Source organism: Microbacterium binotii, from assembly GCF_021398715.1.
GTDB classification, from domain to species: Bacteria; Actinomycetota; Actinomycetes; order Actinomycetales; family Microbacteriaceae; genus Microbacterium; species Microbacterium binotii_A.
Genome location: NZ_CP090347.1, coordinates 1,168,447 through 1,186,666, shown reverse-complemented (window position 1 = coordinate 1,186,666; position 18,220 = coordinate 1,168,447). Strand labels below are relative to the sequence as shown.

Annotated in this window: 19 protein-coding genes and 1 tRNA gene; 6 read left to right on the top strand and 14 right to left on the bottom strand. The window is 70.2% G+C overall.

The window, feature by feature from the left end; translation table 11 throughout:
• Window position 1: 1 nt before the first annotated feature.
• A complete protein-coding gene (locus LXM64_RS05935; RefSeq protein ID WP_234075023.1) occupies window positions 2-286 on the bottom strand; it encodes a hypothetical protein in 285 nt (94 codons plus the stop codon).
• Window positions 287-352: 66 nt separating this feature from the next.
• Between LXM64_RS05935 and LXM64_RS05930 the strand changes: the two genes are divergently transcribed.
• Together LXM64_RS05930 and greA are read left to right on the top strand one after the other, a co-directional pair.
• Entirely contained in the window at window positions 353-748 is a 396-nt protein-coding gene (locus LXM64_RS05930; RefSeq protein WP_234075022.1) for a DUF4307 domain-containing protein, read from the top strand.
• A 96-nt stretch (window positions 749-844) separates the two neighbouring features.
• Window positions 845-1,336, top strand: a complete 492-nt coding sequence (gene greA / locus LXM64_RS05925) for a transcription elongation factor GreA (protein ID WP_137417496.1) — start codon at window positions 845-847, stop codon at window positions 1,334-1,336.
• Between the two features lie 15 nt (window positions 1,337-1,351).
• Here greA and ilvA read toward each other — a convergent pair whose 3' ends face one another.
• Together ilvA and LXM64_RS05915 are read right to left on the bottom strand one after the other, a co-directional pair.
• Entirely contained in the window at window positions 1,352-2,578 is a 1,227-nt protein-coding gene (gene ilvA / locus LXM64_RS05920; protein ID WP_137417497.1) for a threonine ammonia-lyase, read from the bottom strand.
• Window positions 2,575-3,765 carry an AI-2E family transporter gene (locus tag LXM64_RS05915; RefSeq protein WP_137417498.1) on the bottom strand — a complete coding sequence of 397 codons (1,191 nt, stop codon included), beginning with the start codon at window positions 3,763-3,765 and terminating at the stop codon, window positions 2,575-2,577. Before LXM64_RS05915 ends, ilvA begins: the two co-directional genes overlap by 4 nt.
• 42 nt (window positions 3,766-3,807) lie before the next feature.
• Here LXM64_RS05915 and LXM64_RS05910 point away from each other — a divergent pair, with 42 nt between their 5' ends.
• Window positions 3,808-5,070, top strand: a complete 1,263-nt coding sequence (locus LXM64_RS05910) for a winged helix-turn-helix domain-containing protein (RefSeq protein ID WP_234075021.1) — start codon at window positions 3,808-3,810, stop codon at window positions 5,068-5,070.
• A 3-nt stretch (window positions 5,071-5,073) separates the two neighbouring features.
• On the opposite strand, the gene LXM64_RS05905 is transcribed toward LXM64_RS05910, so the two are convergent.
• On the bottom strand, window positions 5,074-5,643 hold the full coding sequence (locus LXM64_RS05905) for a LemA family protein (protein WP_137417500.1): 570 nt from the start codon (window positions 5,641-5,643) through the stop codon (window positions 5,074-5,076).
• A 96-nt stretch (window positions 5,644-5,739) separates the two neighbouring features.
• A complete protein-coding gene (locus tag LXM64_RS05900; protein WP_234075020.1) occupies window positions 5,740-6,915 on the bottom strand; it encodes a low temperature requirement protein A in 1,176 nt (391 codons plus the stop codon).
• A gap of 157 nt (window positions 6,916-7,072) precedes the next feature.
• Between LXM64_RS05900 and LXM64_RS05895 the strand changes: the two genes are divergently transcribed.
• Window positions 7,073-7,267 (top strand): hypothetical protein, encoded by a 195-nt coding sequence (locus LXM64_RS05895; protein WP_234075019.1) that lies wholly within the window; start codon window positions 7,073-7,075, stop codon window positions 7,265-7,267.
• Window positions 7,268-7,323: 56 nt separating this feature from the next.
• The gene (locus LXM64_RS05890; protein ID WP_234075018.1) at window positions 7,324-8,523 is read left to right on the top strand and encodes a hypothetical protein; all 1,200 of its coding nucleotides are present in this window, start codon (window positions 7,324-7,326) and stop codon (window positions 8,521-8,523) included.
• Window positions 8,524-8,584: 61 nt separating this feature from the next.
• Here LXM64_RS05890 and LXM64_RS05885 read toward each other — a convergent pair.
• The 8 genes from LXM64_RS05885 to LXM64_RS05850 form a co-directional block, all read right to left on the bottom strand.
• Window positions 8,585-8,657, bottom strand: a tRNA-Leu gene (locus LXM64_RS05885).
• Between the two features lie 93 nt (window positions 8,658-8,750).
• Window positions 8,751-10,190, bottom strand: a complete 1,440-nt coding sequence (locus tag LXM64_RS05880; protein ID WP_234075413.1) for an NAD(P)/FAD-dependent oxidoreductase — start codon at window positions 10,188-10,190, stop codon at window positions 8,751-8,753.
• Between the two features lie 35 nt (window positions 10,191-10,225).
• A complete protein-coding gene (locus LXM64_RS05875) occupies window positions 10,226-11,530 on the bottom strand; it encodes a S8 family peptidase (protein ID WP_234075017.1) in 1,305 nt (434 codons plus the stop codon).
• Complete coding sequence (locus tag LXM64_RS05870) at window positions 11,527-12,060, bottom strand: DUF501 domain-containing protein (RefSeq protein WP_234075016.1); 534 nt, start codon at window positions 12,058-12,060, stop codon at window positions 11,527-11,529. Before LXM64_RS05870 ends, LXM64_RS05875 begins: the two co-directional genes overlap by 4 nt.
• Window positions 12,061-12,097: 37 nt before the next feature.
• A complete protein-coding gene (locus LXM64_RS05865) occupies window positions 12,098-12,631 on the bottom strand; it encodes an FtsB family cell division protein (RefSeq protein ID WP_234075015.1) in 534 nt (177 codons plus the stop codon).
• Window positions 12,632-12,667: 36 nt separating this feature from the next.
• Entirely contained in the window at window positions 12,668-13,948 is a 1,281-nt protein-coding gene (gene eno / locus LXM64_RS05860; RefSeq protein WP_234075014.1) for a phosphopyruvate hydratase, read from the bottom strand.
• Between the two features lie 58 nt (window positions 13,949-14,006).
• On the bottom strand, window positions 14,007-14,723 hold the full coding sequence (locus LXM64_RS05855; protein WP_234075013.1) for an O-methyltransferase: 717 nt from the start codon (window positions 14,721-14,723) through the stop codon (window positions 14,007-14,009).
• Between the two features lie 33 nt (window positions 14,724-14,756).
• Window positions 14,757-15,605: an SGNH/GDSL hydrolase family protein gene (locus LXM64_RS05850; RefSeq protein ID WP_326490544.1), complete on the bottom strand. Its 849-nt coding sequence runs from the start codon at window positions 15,603-15,605 to the stop codon at window positions 14,757-14,759.
• 95 nt (window positions 15,606-15,700) lie between these two features.
• Here LXM64_RS05850 and LXM64_RS05845 point away from each other — a divergent pair, with 95 nt between their 5' ends.
• On the top strand, window positions 15,701-16,951 hold the full coding sequence (locus LXM64_RS05845) for an APC family permease (protein ID WP_234075012.1): 1,251 nt from the start codon (window positions 15,701-15,703) through the stop codon (window positions 16,949-16,951).
• On the opposite strand, the gene hisS is transcribed toward LXM64_RS05845, so the two are convergent.
• Window positions 16,935-18,188 (bottom strand): histidine--tRNA ligase, encoded by a 1,254-nt coding sequence (gene hisS / locus LXM64_RS05840; protein ID WP_234075411.1) that lies wholly within the window; start codon window positions 18,186-18,188, stop codon window positions 16,935-16,937. The genes LXM64_RS05845 and hisS overlap by 17 nt on opposite strands.
• Window positions 18,189-18,220 lie beyond the last annotated feature (32 nt).

Genomic DNA, 18,220 nt, shown 5'->3' with positions numbered 1-18,220 from the left:
CTCAGCGCTGGGCCGGGTCGATGTCCTCGTCGTCGGTCTCGGAGTCGCGCTCGGCGGCGTCACCCTGCTTCGCCGCCAGTTCCTCGGCATCCAGCTGCTCGCGGACCTCGGACCGGTAGCGCCCACGGCGGATGCGGCGCAGCATGTCCCAGACGAGAAGGATCACCGCGACACCCACGAGCGCGATGACGGCGAAGCCCCACGGGCCGGGCGTCACGAGCAGCGGGTCGACATCGGTCGGCGTCGGCGTCGGGGTCACCTCGGCGAGCCACACTGCCAGGTGCATGGATGTCTCCGTTCCGCGCGCGAGCGCTTAGCCTGGACTCAAGCCTAATTCCCGATCCGAGGGTCCATGACGACGCAACAACTGCTCGACGAGCGTTACGGCCGCACCCGCGGTACCCGTTCCGGCCGTTTCTGGGCCGTGTTCGCGTCGGTGGGTATCGCCGCGGCCGTGATCATCGCCGGCTGGTACGCGTTCTCGGCGAGCTCGTCGTCGGTGGATGCGGTCACGACCGGCTACCAGCTGGTCGACGAGCACACCACGAGCGTCTCCTTCCAGGTCACCGTTCCGCCGAACACGGCGGTCGCCTGCGTGCTCGAAGCGCAGGACGAGGAGCACGGCGTCGTCGGCTGGCGGGTCGTCGAGTACCCGCCCTCCCCCGACCACACGCGCGCTTTCGTCGAGCAGATTCCGATCACCGCCGAGGCGACCACGGGATTGGTCAACGGATGCTGGGTGCCGTAGGCTGACGGAAACTGATCGACGACGCCCTGGCAACCGCCAGGGCGTCTTGGCATAGTTGCGGCGCCTTGCGCCGTGACTCACGACGAAGGAGAGACCGTGTCTTCTGACGCAACGGTGAGCTTCCTCACTCAGGACGCCTACGACCGGCTGGTCGCCGAGCTCGAGCACCTGTCCACGACCGGCCGCGAGGAGATCGCGAAGCGTATCGAGGCTGCTCGCGAAGAGGGCGATCTCAAGGAGAACGGCGGCTACCACGCCGCGAAGGACGAGCAGGGCAAGCAGGAGGCCCGCATCCGCACGCTGCAGGCGATGCTGAAGAACGCCAAGGTGGGCGAGGCTCCCGAGTCGACCGGTGTGGTCGAGTCCGGCACCGTGGTGACCGCGATCGTCGCCGGCGGCGAAGAGGTGTTCCTGCTGGGCAACCGCGAGATCGCAGCGGGCAGCGAGCTCGACGTATACAGCGAGGCATCGCCGCTGGGCGCCGCCATCCTGGGCCTGCGCGAGGGCGAGAAGACCTCGTACACCGCCCCCAACGGCCGCGAGATCGCGGTCGAGGTCGTGAAGGTCGAGACCTACACGGGTCAGTGAGCGCGGACGCGCCGGTCAGTCGGCGACGACGACCGGCGCGAACCCCGCAGCCTCCAGTGCTGCGATCACTTCGGCGCGGTGCTCGACGCCGCGCGTCTCGACGCTCACCTGCAGAATCACCTGGCTGATCTGCAGCCCCTGCCCGTGCCGGGTGTGCAGCACCTCGGTGACGTTCGCGCCGACGCGCGCGATGACCTCCGACACCTGCACGAGCTGGCCCGGACGATCCGGCAGCGGGATGCGCATCGTCATGTAGCGGCCGGCGGCGCTCAGTCCGTTCGAGATCACGCGCTGCAGCAGCAGCGGGTCGATGTTGCCGCCGGAGAGCACGGTGACGAGCGGTCCGGATGCGGAGATCTTGCCCGTCATGAGGGCGGCGACGCCCACGGCACCCGCGGGCTCCACGACGAGCTTCGCGCGCTCGAGCAGCATGAGGATCGCGCGGGCGATGTCGTCTTCACCGACGGTGACGACCTCGTCGACCAACTCACGGATGATCTCGAACGGCACATCGCCGGGGCGGGCGACCGCGATGCCGTCGGCGATCGTCGGCGTCGTGGCGACCTCCAGCGGCTCGCCCGCGGCGAGGGATGCCGGGTACGCGGCGGAGTTGGCCGCCTGCACGCCGATGATGCGCACGGTGCGCCCCTCGGCGGCGGCGCGAGCCTTGATGGCGGCGGCGACTCCCGCGGTGAGACCGCCTCCCCCGATGCCGAGCACGACGGTGTCGACGGTCGGAAGATCGTCGTACACCTCGAGCCCGAGCGTGCCCTGGCCCACCACGATGTCGCGGTGGTCGAACGGGTGGATGAGCACGGCGCCGGTGCGCTCGGCGAACTCCGCAGCCAGGCGCAGCGGGGTCTCGACGGTGTCGCCCTCGAGGATGACCTCGGCGCCGTAGCCGCGGGTGGCCAGCAGCTTCGGCACGGGGACGCCGAGCGGCATGAAGATCGTCGCGGGGATGCCGAGGCGCTGCGCCGCGAGGGCGACGCCCTGGGCGTGGTTGCCGGCGGATGCGGCGACGACACCGCGGGCGCGCTCCTCGGCGGTGAGGCGGGAGAGTCGGTAGATCGCGCCGCGGATCTTGAACGAGCCCGTGCGCTGGAGGTTCTCCATCTTCAGGATCACTGGGGCGCCCACGATCTCGCTGAGCACCTGCGACTCGTCCATGGGCGTGCGGGTGATCAGGCCGGTGAGGGTGCGGGCCGCATCCTCGAAGTCGGCCAGTGTGGGAAGACTCACCGGGTGGTTCTCCTTCGTTCGCGGGGCACAGTGCTCCAGATGAGTTCGTCCGGTTCGGGTGGCCTACCGGTCTCCCACGCACGGCGGGAGAGGTAGAGGACGAAGACGTTGACGAAGGCGGCCAGCGGCACGGCGAACAGGGCGCCCGGGATGCCGGCGATCATCGCGCCGCCGGCGACCACGAGCACGACGGCGAGCGGGTGCACCTTGACGGCGGTGCCCATGAGGATGGGCTGCAGGATGTGGCCTTCGATCTGCTGCACGCCGAGCACGACCACCAGCATCCACAGCGCGATCCAGGGCCCGTTGTAGACGAGGGCGAGGAAGACCGCGAGGGCGCCGGTGAGGACGGCTCCGACGAAGGGGATGAACGCGCCGAGGAAGACGAGCACGCCGACCGGGATGGCCAGCGGCACGCCCAGGAGGAAGGCGCCGAGGCCGATGCCGATCGCGTCGATCGTGGCGACGAGCAGCTGGGTGCGGGCGTAGGTGACGACGGTCAGCCAACCGGACTTGCCGGCACCGTCGACCGCGGGGCGGGCGGCCTTCGGGAAGAGCCGGATGACCCACTTCCAGATGCCGCCGCCGTCGGCGAGCACGCAGAGCAGGATGAAGACGGTCAGCAGGAGGCCGGTGGCGACGTGGCCGACGGTGGACCCGATGGCGAGCGCGCCCGACCAGAGAAGCGAGGCCTGCTGTTCGAGCATGCCGAGGCCCTGGCGCAGCATCCCGTCGATCTGGTCGGCGGTGAGGTGCAGCGGGCCGTCGATGAGGTAGGCGCGGAGGTCTTCGATCGCGCCGACGGTGCGGTCGCGCACCGATCCCCACTCGCGGGTGATCTGCCAGATCGCGAGCCAGAACAGGCCCGAGACGATGGCGACGGTGCCGAGCACCGAGGCGACGATCGCGAGCCACCGCGGCCAGCGGTGACGCAGCATCCACGTGAAGGCCGGCCACACGAGGGCGGCGATGAGGATCGCGATGAGGAGCGGGATGACCAGCAGCTTCAGCTGGATGATGATCCAGATCGCCACACCGACGGCCGCCGCGATCAGCAGGAAACGCCACGAGTATGCGGCGGCGATGCGGACGCCGCGCGGCACGCTGTGCGTGGTGTCGGAGCTGACGGTGCGCTGACGCAGGGCGTCGAAGAACGATCCGCGAGGCTTCTCGTCGGGCTCGGTCATCTCGCCAGTCTAGTTGTCGGAGGCTGACGCTACGCTGACGCGGTGCGTGCCAGATTGAGCCGGTCCGAAGCCCGACGTATCGCCCTGCGCGCGCAGGGTCTGGGGGCTCCGCGGCCCGCCGAGGTCACGGGAGTGCACCTGCGGCGCGAGATCCGCCGGATGTCGGTGCTGCAGATCGACTCGGTCAACGTGTTCGCCCGCTCGCACTACATGCCGCTGTTCTCGCGGCTCGGTCCCTACGACCCCGCGAGGCTCGATCGGCTGCTGTTCCAGCGCCGCGCGCCGTTCGTCGAGTACTGGGCGCACCAGGCGTCCTTCATCGACGCGGCGGACTGGCCGCTGTTCGCGTTCCGGATGCAGCACTACCGCGCGCGGCACGAGGCCAAGGGCTGGCGCGGCATCGACGCCGCGACGCTCGACTGGGTGCGCGGCGAGCTGGCGGCGCGGGGGCCGCTGCGGCCGGCGCAGATCGAAGACGACGCGTCGCGCGCGCCGCGGGGTCCGTGGTGGGACTGGAGCGTCGTGAAGAGCGCGCTCGAGCTGCTGTGGTTCACCGGCGAGGTGGCGATCGCGGGGCGCCGCGGCTTCGAGCGCGTGTACGGGCTGGCGGAGCAGGTGCTGCCCGCATCCGTCGCCGGGGTCGAGGCGCCGAAAGACGACGCGGTGCGCGAGCTGGTGCGTCGTGCGGCGCGGGCGTACGGCGTCGCGACGGCGCGTGATCTCGACGACTACTGGCGGCTGGGTGATCAGCGCGCGACGCTGCAGGCGATCGGCGAGCTGGTGGACGCGGGCGAGCTGCAGCCGGTGCAGGTGGAGGGGTGGACGCGGGCGGGGCGCCCGGCGCCGGCGTGGGTGCATCGCGAGGCGACGCTCCCCCGCACGATGGATGCGGCGGCCCTGCTCACGCCGTTCGATCCGGTGGTGTGGTTCCGAGACCGTGCGGAGCGGCTGTTCAACTTCTCGTACCGGATCGAGATCTACACGCCCGCGCCACAGCGGCGGTACGGCTACTACTCGCTGCCGGTGGTGATCGGCGACCGGGTGGCGGCGCGGATCGACCTGAAGGCGGATCGTGCCGCATCCGTGCTGCGGGTGCAGTCGGCGTGGTGGGAGCCCTCGCGGCTGCCGGGCGATGTGGAGCGGGTCGCCGGGCTGTTGCGTGATGCGGCGGCGTGGCAGCAGCTGGAGACGATCAGCGTGTCGCGGTGGGGCGATGCGACGGACGAGATCGCGGCCGTACTGGGTGCCGAGCGTCACGACTCACGACCCGAGCCCGTCGCCCTCGCGGGCGACGAACCGGGCTGAGTCTCAGAACTGGATGCGGGGAGGTTCCGCGATGGCGGCCCCGTCGACGACCTCGAAGAACTCGCGCTCGTGGAAGCCGAGGTTGCGGGCGAAGAGGTTGTTGGGGAACACCTTGATCTTGGTGTTCAGCTCGCGCACTCCCCCGTTGTAGAACCGGCGAGAGGCCTGGATCTTGTCTTCGGTGTCGACGATCGACTGCTGCAGGTGCAGGAAGTTCTGGCTGGCCTGGAGCTGCGGGTAGGCCTCGGCGACGGCGAACAGCGACTTGAGCGCCTGCTGCAGGTGTCCTTCGGCGATGCCCGCTTCGGCGGGGCCCTGCGCGTTGATGGTCTCGGCGCGCGCCTGGGTGACGTTCTCGAAGACCGCCTTCTCGTGGGCGGCGTACCCCTTGACGGTCTCGATGAGGCTCGGCAGCAGGTCGGCGCGGCGCTTGAGTTGCACCGTGATGTCGCTCCACGCTTCGTCCACGCGGACGTTGAGCTGGACGAGCGAGTTGTACGTCGCCCACAGATAGATTCCGACGACCAGGACGATCAGTACGACGACCGCGACAGGGATCAGCCATTCCCACATATGACGAGCGCTCCGTTCTCTCCGGGTCATCCTACTGCCGCGGCCCGCGCTGATGACGGGCGGTTGCGGACTCTCAGCCCATGCCCACCCCCGGCATCAGCTCGGCTGCGTGGAGGGCTTTCGCGAGGCGTCGATCTCGAGGAGGACGACGACGCCGATCATCACGGCCGCGGCGGCGATGTACTCGCCGACCGGCAGCAGGCCGGATGCGGCGACGAGCGCGACGCCGACGAGGATGACCCACCAGACGGTGCGTCGCACGGTTCCGCGCAGCAGCACCGCCCAGGTGGCGAGCAGGAAGAGCGCGAGCGGCAGGGTGAGGGCGAGACCGGCAGCGGACCCCGATATCTCGGTGGCGCCGGTGACGTGGTCGATCTCGACCTCGACGCCGGAGGAGACCGCGCCGACGGCAGCGAAGAGGAAGTAGTGGAGGTAGCCGAAGACGAAGCCGTCGGAGGTGCTGCGCAGGCGGGCGGCCTGTTCGCGGGCGAAGTAGATCCACCAGATAGACGCGGTGATGACGACGCCGGATGCGGCGAGGCCGATGAGCTGACCCGTGTGCTCCCCCGTGCTGAGCGCGTCGATCATCGCGTTGGCGCTCGCGAGGAGGCTCTCGCCGAGGAGGATGAGGGTGAACAGGCCGTAGCGTTCGGCGATGTGGTGCGGGTGCCACTGGGTGCGGCCGTGCCGCTCCGCCCAGACCGGCACGGCGATCTCCACGATCATGAGCACGAAGAACCCGACGAGCTGGGGCGCACCCTCGGGCAGGGCGAGGCGCGCCACCCAGAGCACCTGGACGCCGGCGACCCCGATGGCGAAGCGGAGGGCAGTGGGGCGGGATGCCGCATCCGAGATCGCGGCGCGCAGCCACTGCGCGACCATCGACAGGCGCATGATGACATAGCCGATGGTGACGATGAGGAAGTCGTCATGGAGCATCGCCTGTTGCACGCCCGCGGCGAGCACGAGCACGCCGCCCATCTGGGCGATGGTCATGACGCGGTAAAGCCAGTCGTCGGTGTCGAACGCGGAGGCGAACCAGGTGAAGTTCATCCAGGCCCACCACACGGCGAAGAACACCATCGCGTAGGAGAGGAGCCCGTGGGCGGCCTCGCCCTCGCTGATCAGGTGATGCAGCGTGCTGGACGCCTGCGACACCGCCACCACGAACACGAGGTCGAACAGCAGCTCGAGCGGACTCGCCACCCGGTGGGGCGAACGCGGATCGAGCGCCCGCATCCGGCGCAGTCCCGCGCGGGTGGTTGCGATCATGAGTCGATTGTGGCGGATGTGTGTTCGGTCCACGCAGACATCTGGGCTGGGGGCGCCGAAGCACTCCCAGCCCAGACGCCAGTGCCGAGACGCGAGCGGATCACGTCGCCTTCTGGCGCTCAAAATGACGGGAGACCTCGCGTGAACCACGCTCTGCGTGGCGACGCGCTTGTTCATCGCCACCCGAGGCCGGCGCCCCAAGAACCAGCAGCGCGCCGTCGTGCAGGCAATCAACGAGACCGTCGCTGCGCTCACGGTCGTCACCGATGAGCACATACCGTCGTTCCGGGACACGTCCCGCGCGCTCTCCGTGCTCAGGGACGTCTCCATGCGCACCGCCCGGAGCATCTGACGCGGTCGCGCAACGCTCCACCCCTCACTCGCAACACCCGACCGAAAGGCAATCTCGTGTCCACTATCCAGGCCCCCGCCCCCACTGGCGTCCGCTCCACCGACACCGCCAACCTGCAGTCGCTGATTGATCAGCTCGCCGGCGTCGGCGGGCGCATCGAGCTCCAGCCGGGCACCTACAAGATCACCGCGCTCGCCATGCCGCGGGAGTACAAACTCCCGCACCTCGTCGGCCAGGGAATCGGCGTCACGGTTCTGGAAAGCGATGGCACGGGCCCGGCGGCACTGTCTATCGAAGGTCATTCCGGGTGGCACAGCGGCCTCGTGGTCAGCGACTTCACGATCAAGTCAGCGACAGGCAACGGCGTCGGGCTCCGCTTCTGGGCCATCTGCGGTGCGGTCGCTCGGCGCCTTCAGTTCGAGAACCTTCAGGTCGCGGGGCTGTTCCACAACAACGCCCTGAACGACTTCACCGAATTCGACCTGTTCGAAGACTGCTACTTCGAGTCCACCGTTCTGCGAGCGCTGGAGTATCGCATCAGCAATGGCGGAGCGGAGTCGTTCCACGGATCCGGACTCAAGGGCAAGTGCATCGTCAACCAGCCTGAGAACGCGGCCTACTCCTCCATTCTCATTGGAGCGGGAACGTTGCCGTACAACGCTCCGCTCGAGGTCACGTTCTTCGCCCGCACGCCGAACCAACCGCTCATCCAGAACGACTCGGCTCGGCTTCCGATGTTCTACGGTGTGGTTCGCGTCGAGCAGTTCGCGAACAACTGCATCCTCGCGGCTGGTCCGGGTGGCGTCGTGACTCTTGCGGGATTCGTCACTGCGCTGGGACAGGCAGCGCTCCGCCTCGGCGCGTTGCGCGAGGTCGAACGAGCTTACTGGAACAACAGCGGCTACCAGGTGGAGGCGCGCGCGAACTATGCGCGCACGGTCACAGCGCCCTCCGGCGGCGGGTTCGACCTGCTGTCGTGGGGAGACAAGACCGTCGCAGGACACGCGCTCGTCGTCGTCGACATCATCGCCGCGAACTACCACTACTCGCGACTGCTCTTCTGCTGGCGCTCGCCCTACAACCCCGGCGGAAGCGTCACCGAACTCGCCGCTCCTTTCAGCTTGAACAACGCGGGCTACGGGGCCCCGAACTTCGCGATGGCCGACTACAAGCTGAAGGTAGCGAATCCCTCCTATCCCGCGGGCATGATCGCTGACGCGCGCGTGCTCTCCATGCCGCCGAGCATCTTCGGCTGACGTCTGCGACGGGCACTCAAACCGGGAGCTGATCCTGCGAAGCAGGAGAGTTACAGCCCCGTGCCCCCACTGGGACTCGAACCCAGACTGAAGCGATTTTAAGTCGCCTGCCTCTGCCATTGGGCTATGGGGGCCCGCCTCCACGCTAGCGCGCCACCGGAAGTCGGCCACACATGACGATGCCCCCGTCACCGAAGTGACGGGGGCATCATCCAAGCGAGAGAGGGTCAGCCCTTGGCGGCGACCTTCTTGTCCTTCTCGGCGGGGGCCACAGCTGCGGCGCCCTCATCCTTCGCGACACTCTTGGGGTCGATCGCCGGCTTCTCGGCCGGAGCCTCGGCAGCTGCCGGACGCGGACGCGCGGCGAACGCTTCGAACGTCTCGCGCGGGTTCTGCACCGTGATGAGCGTGACGTTGTCACGGCCCAGGAAGAAGTTGTGCAGCCAGTCGCCGATCACGCGCCACTTGCGCTCCCACGACGGCATCGCCAGACCGTGGTAACCACGGTGCGCGAGCCAGGCGAAGAAGCCCTTCATCGCGAACTTGCCCGACTGGAACACACCGTTGTACAGACCCAGGCCCGCGACGGCACCGAGGTTCTTGTGCACGTACTCGCGCGGCAGCTCGCCACGGATCACAGCGGTGATGTTCTTGGCCATGAGCTTGGCCTGACGCACGGCGTGCTGCGCGTTCGGCACGCAGTAGCCGCCCACGCCGCCACCCGACAGGTCGGGAACAGCAGCGACGTCACCGGCGGCCCAGGCGCCCTCGACGATCTCCTCCGGCGTACCCACGCGAAGGTCGGCACGCGCACGGATGCGGCCGCGCTCCTCGACGGGCAGGTCTCCGCCGCGCACGACGGTCGGGTTGGCCATGACACCGGCGGTCCACACGATCAGGTCGGTGGGGATGACCTCACCGGTCGAGAGCTCGACGTTGCCGTCGACGGCGCCCTTGACCTGCGTGTCGAGGTGCACGAACGCACCGCGCTCGGCGAGGCTCTTCAGCACCCACTCGCTCGTCTTCTGCGAAACCTCGGGCATGATGCGCCCCATCGCCTCGATGAGGTGGAAGTGCGTGTCGTCGAACGTCAGCGTCGGGTAGTCCTTCACGAGCGACGACGCCAGGGCGCGCAGCTCGGCGAACACCTCGATACCCGCGAAGCCACCGCCGACGACGACGACGCTCAGCAGGCGGTCGCGCTCGGGGCCGGCGGGCAGGTTCGACGCCAGCTCGAAGTTCTTGATCAGGCGGTCGCGGATCGCGACGGCCTCCTCGATCGTCTTCAGACCGATCGCGTTCTCGGCGATACCCGGGATCGGGAACGTGCGCGAGACGGCACCGGCGGTGACGACGATCTGGTCGTACTCCTCCTGCCACGGCTCACCCATCTCGGGCGTGATCGTGGCGACCTTGTTCGCGTGGTCGATGCCGGTCACCTTCGCGGCCACGACGCGCGTGGTCTTCAGGTGACGACGGTGACCCACCACCGCGTGCCGCGGCTCGATCTCGCCGGCGGCGACCTCGGGCAGGAACGGCTGGTACGTCATGTAGGGAAGCGGGTCGACCATGGTGACCTCGGCTTCGCCCTTGCGCAGATGCTTCTCAAGCTTCCAGGCGGTATAGAAGCCGGCGTAGCCGCCGCCGACAATGAGGATCCTGGGCACGGTGCTGGTCACGGTGGAACGAACTCCTAGACGATTCAACGGCTGCGCGCGCGTTCGACACGCGCCAATCGGATGCGACGGACAGCAGCACTGACGCCGAGCGCTATCAGTATAGCGGCCACCGAGAACACCAATAACGGGATCGACCCGTACAAAAGCGTATCCATGCTAGGAAGCAGCGGAGACGCCGGCCGGGAACCGGCCTCGGCAGGCGGCAGCGGCGGCACCGACGCCTCCCCCACCGTCGGCAACGGCGCCGGGGACTCCTGCGCCCGACGGTGCACGCGGATCCACTCCGACAGGTCTCCCATCGGGTTCGCCGACACCTCGGGAACGGATGCGGACACCGCCGCGGCCGCATCCACCAAGCCATACCCGTACTGATCGTCCGGCAGCGAACCCACCCCGGCGGGTGCCTTCGCCGTCGCGATCAGCCGTTCGATCACGTTCGCCGCATCCAGGTCGGGATGCGCCGCCCGCACGAGCGCGGCGATGCCCGCCACGATCGGCGCCGCACCGCTCGTGCCCTTCCACACGACAACCTGGCCGTCTGCCGAGACACCGAGCAGCTGCTCGCTGGGCGCCGAGACGCCCAGCGTGATGCCCTGCGTCGACGCCTCCACACTCGCCTTGCCCTGCGGGTCGACGCCCGCGACCGGCAGCACACCGGGGATCGTCGCCGGCGCACCCACGCGCGCCGTGCCCGAACCGCGGTTGCCCGCCGCCACGATCACGACCACGTCGTGCTCGAAGGCGTACTGGAACGCGTCGTCCCAGCTCGGATCCCAGTCGAGCGTGTTCGTCGTGAACGACAGGTTGATGACCTTCGCGCCGTTGTCGACCGACCACCGCATCGCGTTGGCGATCTGCTCGGAGAACGGCACCGGCGAGCTCGTGCCGAACCCGACCGACACCGACAGCAGCGACGCCTCCGGCGCGACCCCGATCATGCCCGTCTCGTTCGGCAGCCCGCGGGATGCGGCCAGCGACGCCACCCAGCTGCCGTGGTTCGCGTCGACCGCGCCCACGGGCGTGCGCCCGTCCGCCGTGCCGAGGCCCGACACATCCGTGCCGCCGACCACCGCGCCGTCGAACTCGGGCGCTTTGCCGATGCCCGTGTCGATGATCGCGATCTTCACGCCCTTGCCGCGCGTGGTCTCCCACGCCTTGCGGATGCCGTACGCGTCGAGCCAGTACTCCTGCGCGCGCATCGGGTCGACGCCCGGGCTCTCCTGCGGCACCGGCGCGGGCGTCGTCTGCGCATACGCGGCGGGCGCGATGCCCACCGTCAGCGCGACGAGAACCAGGGCGGCCGCGACCCGCAGGGCGAGCTTTCTCACCCCGGGGTGCCCTCGGCGAGCGCCGCGCCGGGGTCGGCGCACACGCAGCGAGTCGGCGACCACGTGCTGCGCTCGAGCGCCGCGTCACCGATCGGGTTGACGCCGGGGCCGGCCGCCAGCGAGTGACCGGCGAGGGCGTGCAGGCACTTCACACGGGTAGGCATGCCACCGGCGGAGATACCGGCGATCTCGGGCACCTCGCCGAAGCTCTCACGGTCGGCCAGGTACGCCTCGTGCGCCGCCTGATACGCGGCGGCCGTGTCTTCGTCCGCCAGCATCGCCGCGAACTCGGGCATCACGTGCTCGGCCTCGAGCGTCGACATCGCTGCGGTCGCGGCGGGATGCGTGAGGTAGTAGAACGTGGGGAACGGCGTGCCGTCGGCCAGTCGCGGTGCGGTGGCGACCACGGTCGGGTTGCCGCACACGCAGCGCGCAGCGATCCCGACGACATCGCGCGCCGGGCGCCCCAGCTGGGAGCGGAGCACCGCGAGCTCGGCGTCGGTGACCGGGGGGAAAGGCGCGGAACTCACCCTCCCAGGCTACCGTGAGCCGCCTGGGAGGCCGGGCTCAGGGCGCGGGAGTAGCGGGCGTCCCGCCGTCCGCAGGAGCCGAGGGGTCGGCGACCGCGGTCTTCGCAGCCCCCGCGGTGATGACGGAGCCGACCAGCTGGGCCATCCAGTCGGTGCGCGTCTGCTGCACCTCGTCGCTGACCGCATCCTGCTCGCGCGGCTGCTGCGCCTCGGTCAGGTCGTTGTCGACGATGTAGGCGATCTCGCCCGGATTCATGTAGTACAGCCGCTCACGCGCCTGCGTCGTGATGTACGCCGGGTCGTCCCAACGCTCGCTCTGCGCCTGCAGGTCGGCGATCTGCGACTCGGTCAGCTGCACCGAGTTCTGGAGTGCCGCGATCCGCTGCTGCTGGTCGAGGTAGGTGCCCACGGTCGGCACCAGCACGAGCACGCCCAGCACGACGAGGCCGAGCATGATGATCATGAAGCCGGAGAGCCGGATGCCGCCGAGCCAGTCGCGCACGTCGACGCGGCGGCGGGGCGCATCCGAAGAACGCCGGGAACGAGAAGGAGGAGCCGTTCGTGCTGCCACGGCTCCTCCTCTCGTTCAGTGACGTTCGGTCGTCACTCAGCCCTTGAAGCGCGGGAACGCGGCACGGCCGGCGAACACAGCCGCCTCGCCCAGTTCCTCTTCGATGCGCAGAAGCTGATTGTACTTCGCGACGCGCTCGCTCCGAGCGGGCGCACCGGTCTTGATCTGACCCGCGTTGGTCGCGACGGCGAGGTCGGCGATCGTGGTGTCCTCGGTCTCACCCGAGCGGTGCGACCACATCGAGCGGTAGCCGTTGCTGGTGGCCAGAGCCACCGCATCCAGCGTCTCGGTGAGCGAGCCGATCTGGTTGAACTTCACCAGCAGCGCGTTGGCGACACCGAGGTCGATGCCCTGCTGCAGGCGCTTCGGGTTGGTGACGAACAGGTCGTCGCCGACGAGCTGCACCTTGGTGCCGATGGCCTCGGTGAGGGCCTTCCAGTTGTCCCAGTCGTCCTCGGCGAGGGCGTCCTCGATCGTGACGATCGGGTAGTTGGCGACCAGGTCGGCGAAGTAGTCGACGAGCTGCGCGGGGCTCCACGGCTTGCCCTCGACGGTGTACACGCCGTCCTTGTAGAACTCGGTCGCGGCGACGTCGAGGCCCACGGCGATGTCGGAGCCGGGCGTGAAGCCCGCCTTCTCGATGGCCTTGAGCAGGAAGTCGAGGCCCTCGCGGTTGCTGGGGAGGTCGGGGGCGAAGCCGCCCTCGTCGCCCAGGCCCGTGTTGTAGCCGGCCGCCTTCAGCTCGCCCTTGAGGACGTGGTAGACCTCGGTGCCCCAGCGCAGCGACTCGGCGTACGTGTCCGCACCGATGGGCGCGAGGAAGAACTCCTGGAAGTCGATGCCGTTGTCGGCGTGCTCGCCGCCGTTGATGACGTTGAACAGCGGAACGGGCAGCAGGTGCGCGTTCGGGCCGCCGAGGTAGCGGAACAGCGGCAGGTCGGCCGAGTCGGCGGCGGCCTTGGCCACGGCCAGGCTCACGCCGAGGATGGCGTTCGCTCCGGTGCGCGACTTGTTCTCGGTGCCGTCGGTCTCGATGAGGATCTGGTCGATGACGCGCTGCTCGCTCGCCTCGACACCCTCGATCGCCGGGCCGAGCTCGTCGATGACGGCGTTGACGGCCTTCAGCACGCCCTTGCCGCCGTAGCGGCTCTTGTCGCCGTCGCGCAGCTCGTACGCCTCGAACGCGCCGGTGGATGCGCCGGAGGGCACTGCCGCACGCTGCACGACACCGTCATCGAGGAGCACCTCCACTTCGACGGTCGGGTTACCGCGCGAGTCGAGGATTTCGCGCGCGCCTACAGCCTCGATAAGTGCCACAGGGGACTCCTTGAGTTTGGGGGTGTGATCTCGGAGCGACATCGGTCCGCTTCCGAGTCTAGTGACGCTCGGCGCGAGACCCACCGGAAGAAAGCCCCGGATGCGTGATGAGCGCCACCGCGAAGCCGTCCCAGCCCTTCGCATCGAGGGTCTGCACGGCCGTCGCGTCGAACCGATCGTCGTCGGCGAGCATCGACAGCGTGCGCCGCACGCCCTCGACCTGGCTCTCGTGGTTCTCCGGATCGACGATGCGCCCGGCGCGCACGACGTTGTCGACCACGACCACGGTCCCCGTGCGACCGAGACGCGCGGCCCAGTCGAGGTAGATCGTGTTGGACTCCTTGTCGGCGTCGATGAAGACGAGATCGAACGGTCCCTCCAGGTGCGGGAGGACGTCCGCCGCCCTCCCCTGGCGGATCTCGACGCGCTCGCCCACACCCGCGTCGTCGATGCTCCGCCGTGCCACCGCGGCGTTGCGCGGCTCGGCCTCGATCGTCGTCACCCGCCCTCGCTCCCCCACGGCGCGCGCGAGCCAGATCGTGGAGTAGCCGCCGAGCGTGCCGATCTCGAGCACCCGGCGGGCGCCGATCATCCGCGCCAGCAGGTGCAGCAGCTTCCCGGTCAGCGGCACGACCTCGATGGCGGGAAGGCCCGCCGCATCCTGAGCCGCGCGGGCATCCTCCAGCGCGGGGTCCGTCTCGACCAGCGTCTCGGTCAGGTACGCGTCGACGGCGCGCCAGCCGTCCGGCGTCGGTGCCGGGTTCGTGTCGCTCATGCCCGCCAGCCAATCGGGCCGCGCCCGACGAGGTCAACCCCTGCCGGCGAGCGCGTCCCGCGTGTCAGGGGCCCGGTGTCCGGAGGGCAGCCGCACGTCTTCGCCGAGCGCGGCGAGCACCGACGGCAGCAGCGCGTCGGCGGTACGGCGGTAGCCGACCGCGCTCGGATGGAACCGGTCGAGGCTGAACATCTCGTCGGGGTTCGAGATGAAGAACGATCCCACGACGTGTCGCAACGACACGGCCCACGCGCCGGCTGCGGTCGCGGCGCGCGCCTGCGCCTGCGCCAGCTGGCGCGACAGGCGTGAGCCGAGCGAGCGCAGCGGCTGCGGCACCGGTCGCAGCGCACCCAGATCCGGGCAGGTGCCCACCACGACCTCGGTGCCCTCCTGTCGCAGCCGCTCGATCGCGTCCTCCAGTGAAGCCACCGAGCGTGAGATCGGGATGCGGTGCGTCACGTCGTTGCCGCCGACCACGATCACGGCGACGTCCGCGCGATAGTCGTCGGGCAGGGCGTCGAGCTGGCCGGCGAGCGCGGCGGACTCGGAGCCGACCACCGCCGCGGTGCGCAGACGCACGGGGCGCTGCGTGCGGCGGGCGAGCGCGCGGGCGAGGCGCGCGCCGAGGGTGTCCTTGCGCCGTTCGGCACCGAGTCCCGCGGCGATCGAGTCCCCCAGCACGAGCAGCTCGATCGGGGTGCCGTCGTAGCCGGGACGCCACACGCGATCGGCCTCCGGCGCCTGCTCGCCGAGCGGCTTGCCGATCTGCCGGCGGGCGTGCGCGGCCTGGCGCCGCAGCACCTCGCGGGCGGCGGCGAGCGCGAACGCGACGACGCCGGCGAACGTTGCGACCGTGCGCGCGGGGAATCGGATGCGGGCCACGCACCCATCCGAACCCCTCGCGGTGAACGGGTCGTGACGGCTGGGTGACCGATCGGATCCCCGGCGGTTCACACCGCTGCAGTAGGGTGCCCGGCGTGACCGGCCCCACCCTCCAGCGACGCCTCGGACTCGGTGACGCCATAGCGATCGGTCTGGGCTCGATGATCGGCGCCGGCGTGTTCGCCGTCTTCGCCCCCGCCGCGCAGGCCGCCGGCGCGGGCCTGCTCGTGGGTCTCGCGATCGCGGCGGTCGTCGCCTTCGCGAACGCCACCTCCACAGCGCAGCTCGCCGCCGCGCATCCGGTCGCCGGCGGCGCGTGGGCGTACGGCCGCGCCGAACTCGGACCGTGGGCCGGATTCGTCGCAGGCTGGGGGTTCGTGATCGGCAAGCTCGCGAGCTGCGCCGCCATGGCCATGACCTTCGCGGCCTACGCCGCGCCGGCCGGGTTCGAGCGGCCGGTGGCCGTCGCGGCGGTCGCGACCCTGACGATCGTGAACCTGCTCGGCGTCACCCGCACGGCCCGGCTCACCCGCATCCTGGTCGCGATCGTGCTGCTGTGCCTCGCCGTCGTCGTGGCCGCGGGTGCCGTGTCGCTGCCCACCGGCGCCGGCTGGACGGGCGGCGAGGTCAGCCCGTACGGGGTGCTGCAGTCGGCAGGGCTCATCTTCTTCGCCTTCGCCGGCTACGCCCGCATCGCGACGATGGGCGAGGAGGTGCGCGATCCGGCCCGCACGATCCCCCGCGCGATCCTCGGCGCCTTCGCGGGCGCCCTCACGGTGTACGCGGTCCTCGCCGTGCTGTGCCTGCTCGTGCTCGGCCCGGAACGGCTGGCGGCCGCATCCGCACCCCTCGCCGAACTCGTCTCGGCCGCGGGCTGGGAGTGGGCGCAGCCGGTCGTGCGCGTGGGGGCAGCCGCCGCATCCCTCGGCGCACTCCTCGCCCTCATCGCCGGCATCGGGCGCACCTCGTTCGCGATGTCGCGCGGCGGCGACCTGCCCAGCTTTTTCGCCGCCGTGCATCCGTCGCGGCACACGCCCTACCGCGCCGAGATCGCCGTCGGCGCGATCGTCATGGTCGCGGTCGCCCTCGTCGACCTGCGCGGCGCGATCGGGTTCTCCTCGCTCGGCGTGCTCGTGTACTACCTCGTCGCGAACCTCGCGGCGCTGCGACAGGATGCGGCGCACCGCCGCTTCCCGCGTGCTCTCGCCGCCCTCGGCGCCGCCGGCTGCGCGGTGCTCGCCGTGACGCTGCCGTGGCAGGCGGCCCTCGCCGGAACGGGGGTGCTCGCCGTCGGCGTGGTGCTGCGGCTCGTGTTCGGCCGCCGCAGCCCTACGCGAGCGGCTTGAGCTCGAGCTCGGACGGGTCGTCGCCCGCGGCCACCGTCGCGAACGCCGTGTAGCCGTCGGCGGCCGCGCGCTCCAGCAGCGCCTTCAGGTTCTTGGTGCGCTGCTCGAGCCGCACGCGCGAGCCTGCCGTCACGAGCGCGGACTTCACCGCCACGAGCTCGGCGACCGGCACGTCGCGGTCGTGCACCAGCACGACGGCGTCGAGCCCCGCATCCTCCCCCGCCGAAACGAGGTCGACGATGCGCTCGAAGCCGATCGAGAACCCGACCGCCGGCACGTCCTGACCGAGGAAGCGGCCGATCATGCCGTCGTAGCGCCCGCCGCCGCCCAGCGAGTAGGGCACGGAGGGGTGCGCGAGCTCGAAGATCGTGCCCGTGTAGTAGCCCATGCCGCGCACGAGGAACGGGTCGAACACGAGCGGCACCTCGTCGAGCCCCACCGCGGCGCTGACCGCCTCGCCGATGCCCACGAGGTGAGCGACGACCTCGTCGGCGATGCCGTCGGGCAGCTGCGCGCGGATGTGCGCCTCACCGAACGCGGTGTCCTCCGCTGCGGGACGGGCGAGGAAGGCCGCGAACGCGTCGACGGCGGATGCGGTCGCCCCGCGCTCGCGCAGCTCCGCCTCCACACCGTCCGGACCGATCTTGTCGAGCTTGTCGATCGTGATGAGCACGCCGGCACGCTCGGACGCCTCGAAGCCGAAGACCTCCAGCATCCCGTCGAGCGCACGGCGGTCGTTGATGCGCACGCTGGCGCCGACGAGACCGAGGGCGTCGAGCGTGTCGAGGGTCGCGACGATGAGCTCCGCCTCTGCGCGGGCTCCGGCGTCGCCGATGATGTCGATGTCGCACTGCACGAACTGGCGGTAGCGCCCCTTCTGCGGGCGCTCCGCGCGCCACACGGGCGCGATCTGCACGGAACGGAAGACGCCAGGAAGCTCGGCGCGGTGCGAGGCGTAGAACCGGGCCAGCGGCACGGTGAGGTCGAACCGCAGCCCGAGGTCGCTGAGGGCGGCCGGGTCGTCGGCGGCCGACGTGATCGCCTCGGGCGACAGGGCGCGCTTGAGCACGTTGAACGCGAGCTTCTCATTGTCGCCGCCCATGCCGGCGTGCAGCCGGTCGTAGTCCTCCATGACCGGCGTCTCGATCTCGTCGAAGCCGTGCGCGCGATAGCGGTCGCGGATGACGGCGAGCACGCGCTCGCGGCGGGCCTTGTCGGCGGGGAGGAAGTCGCGCATGCCGCGCGGGGGGTTCACTGCTGGCACCAGAC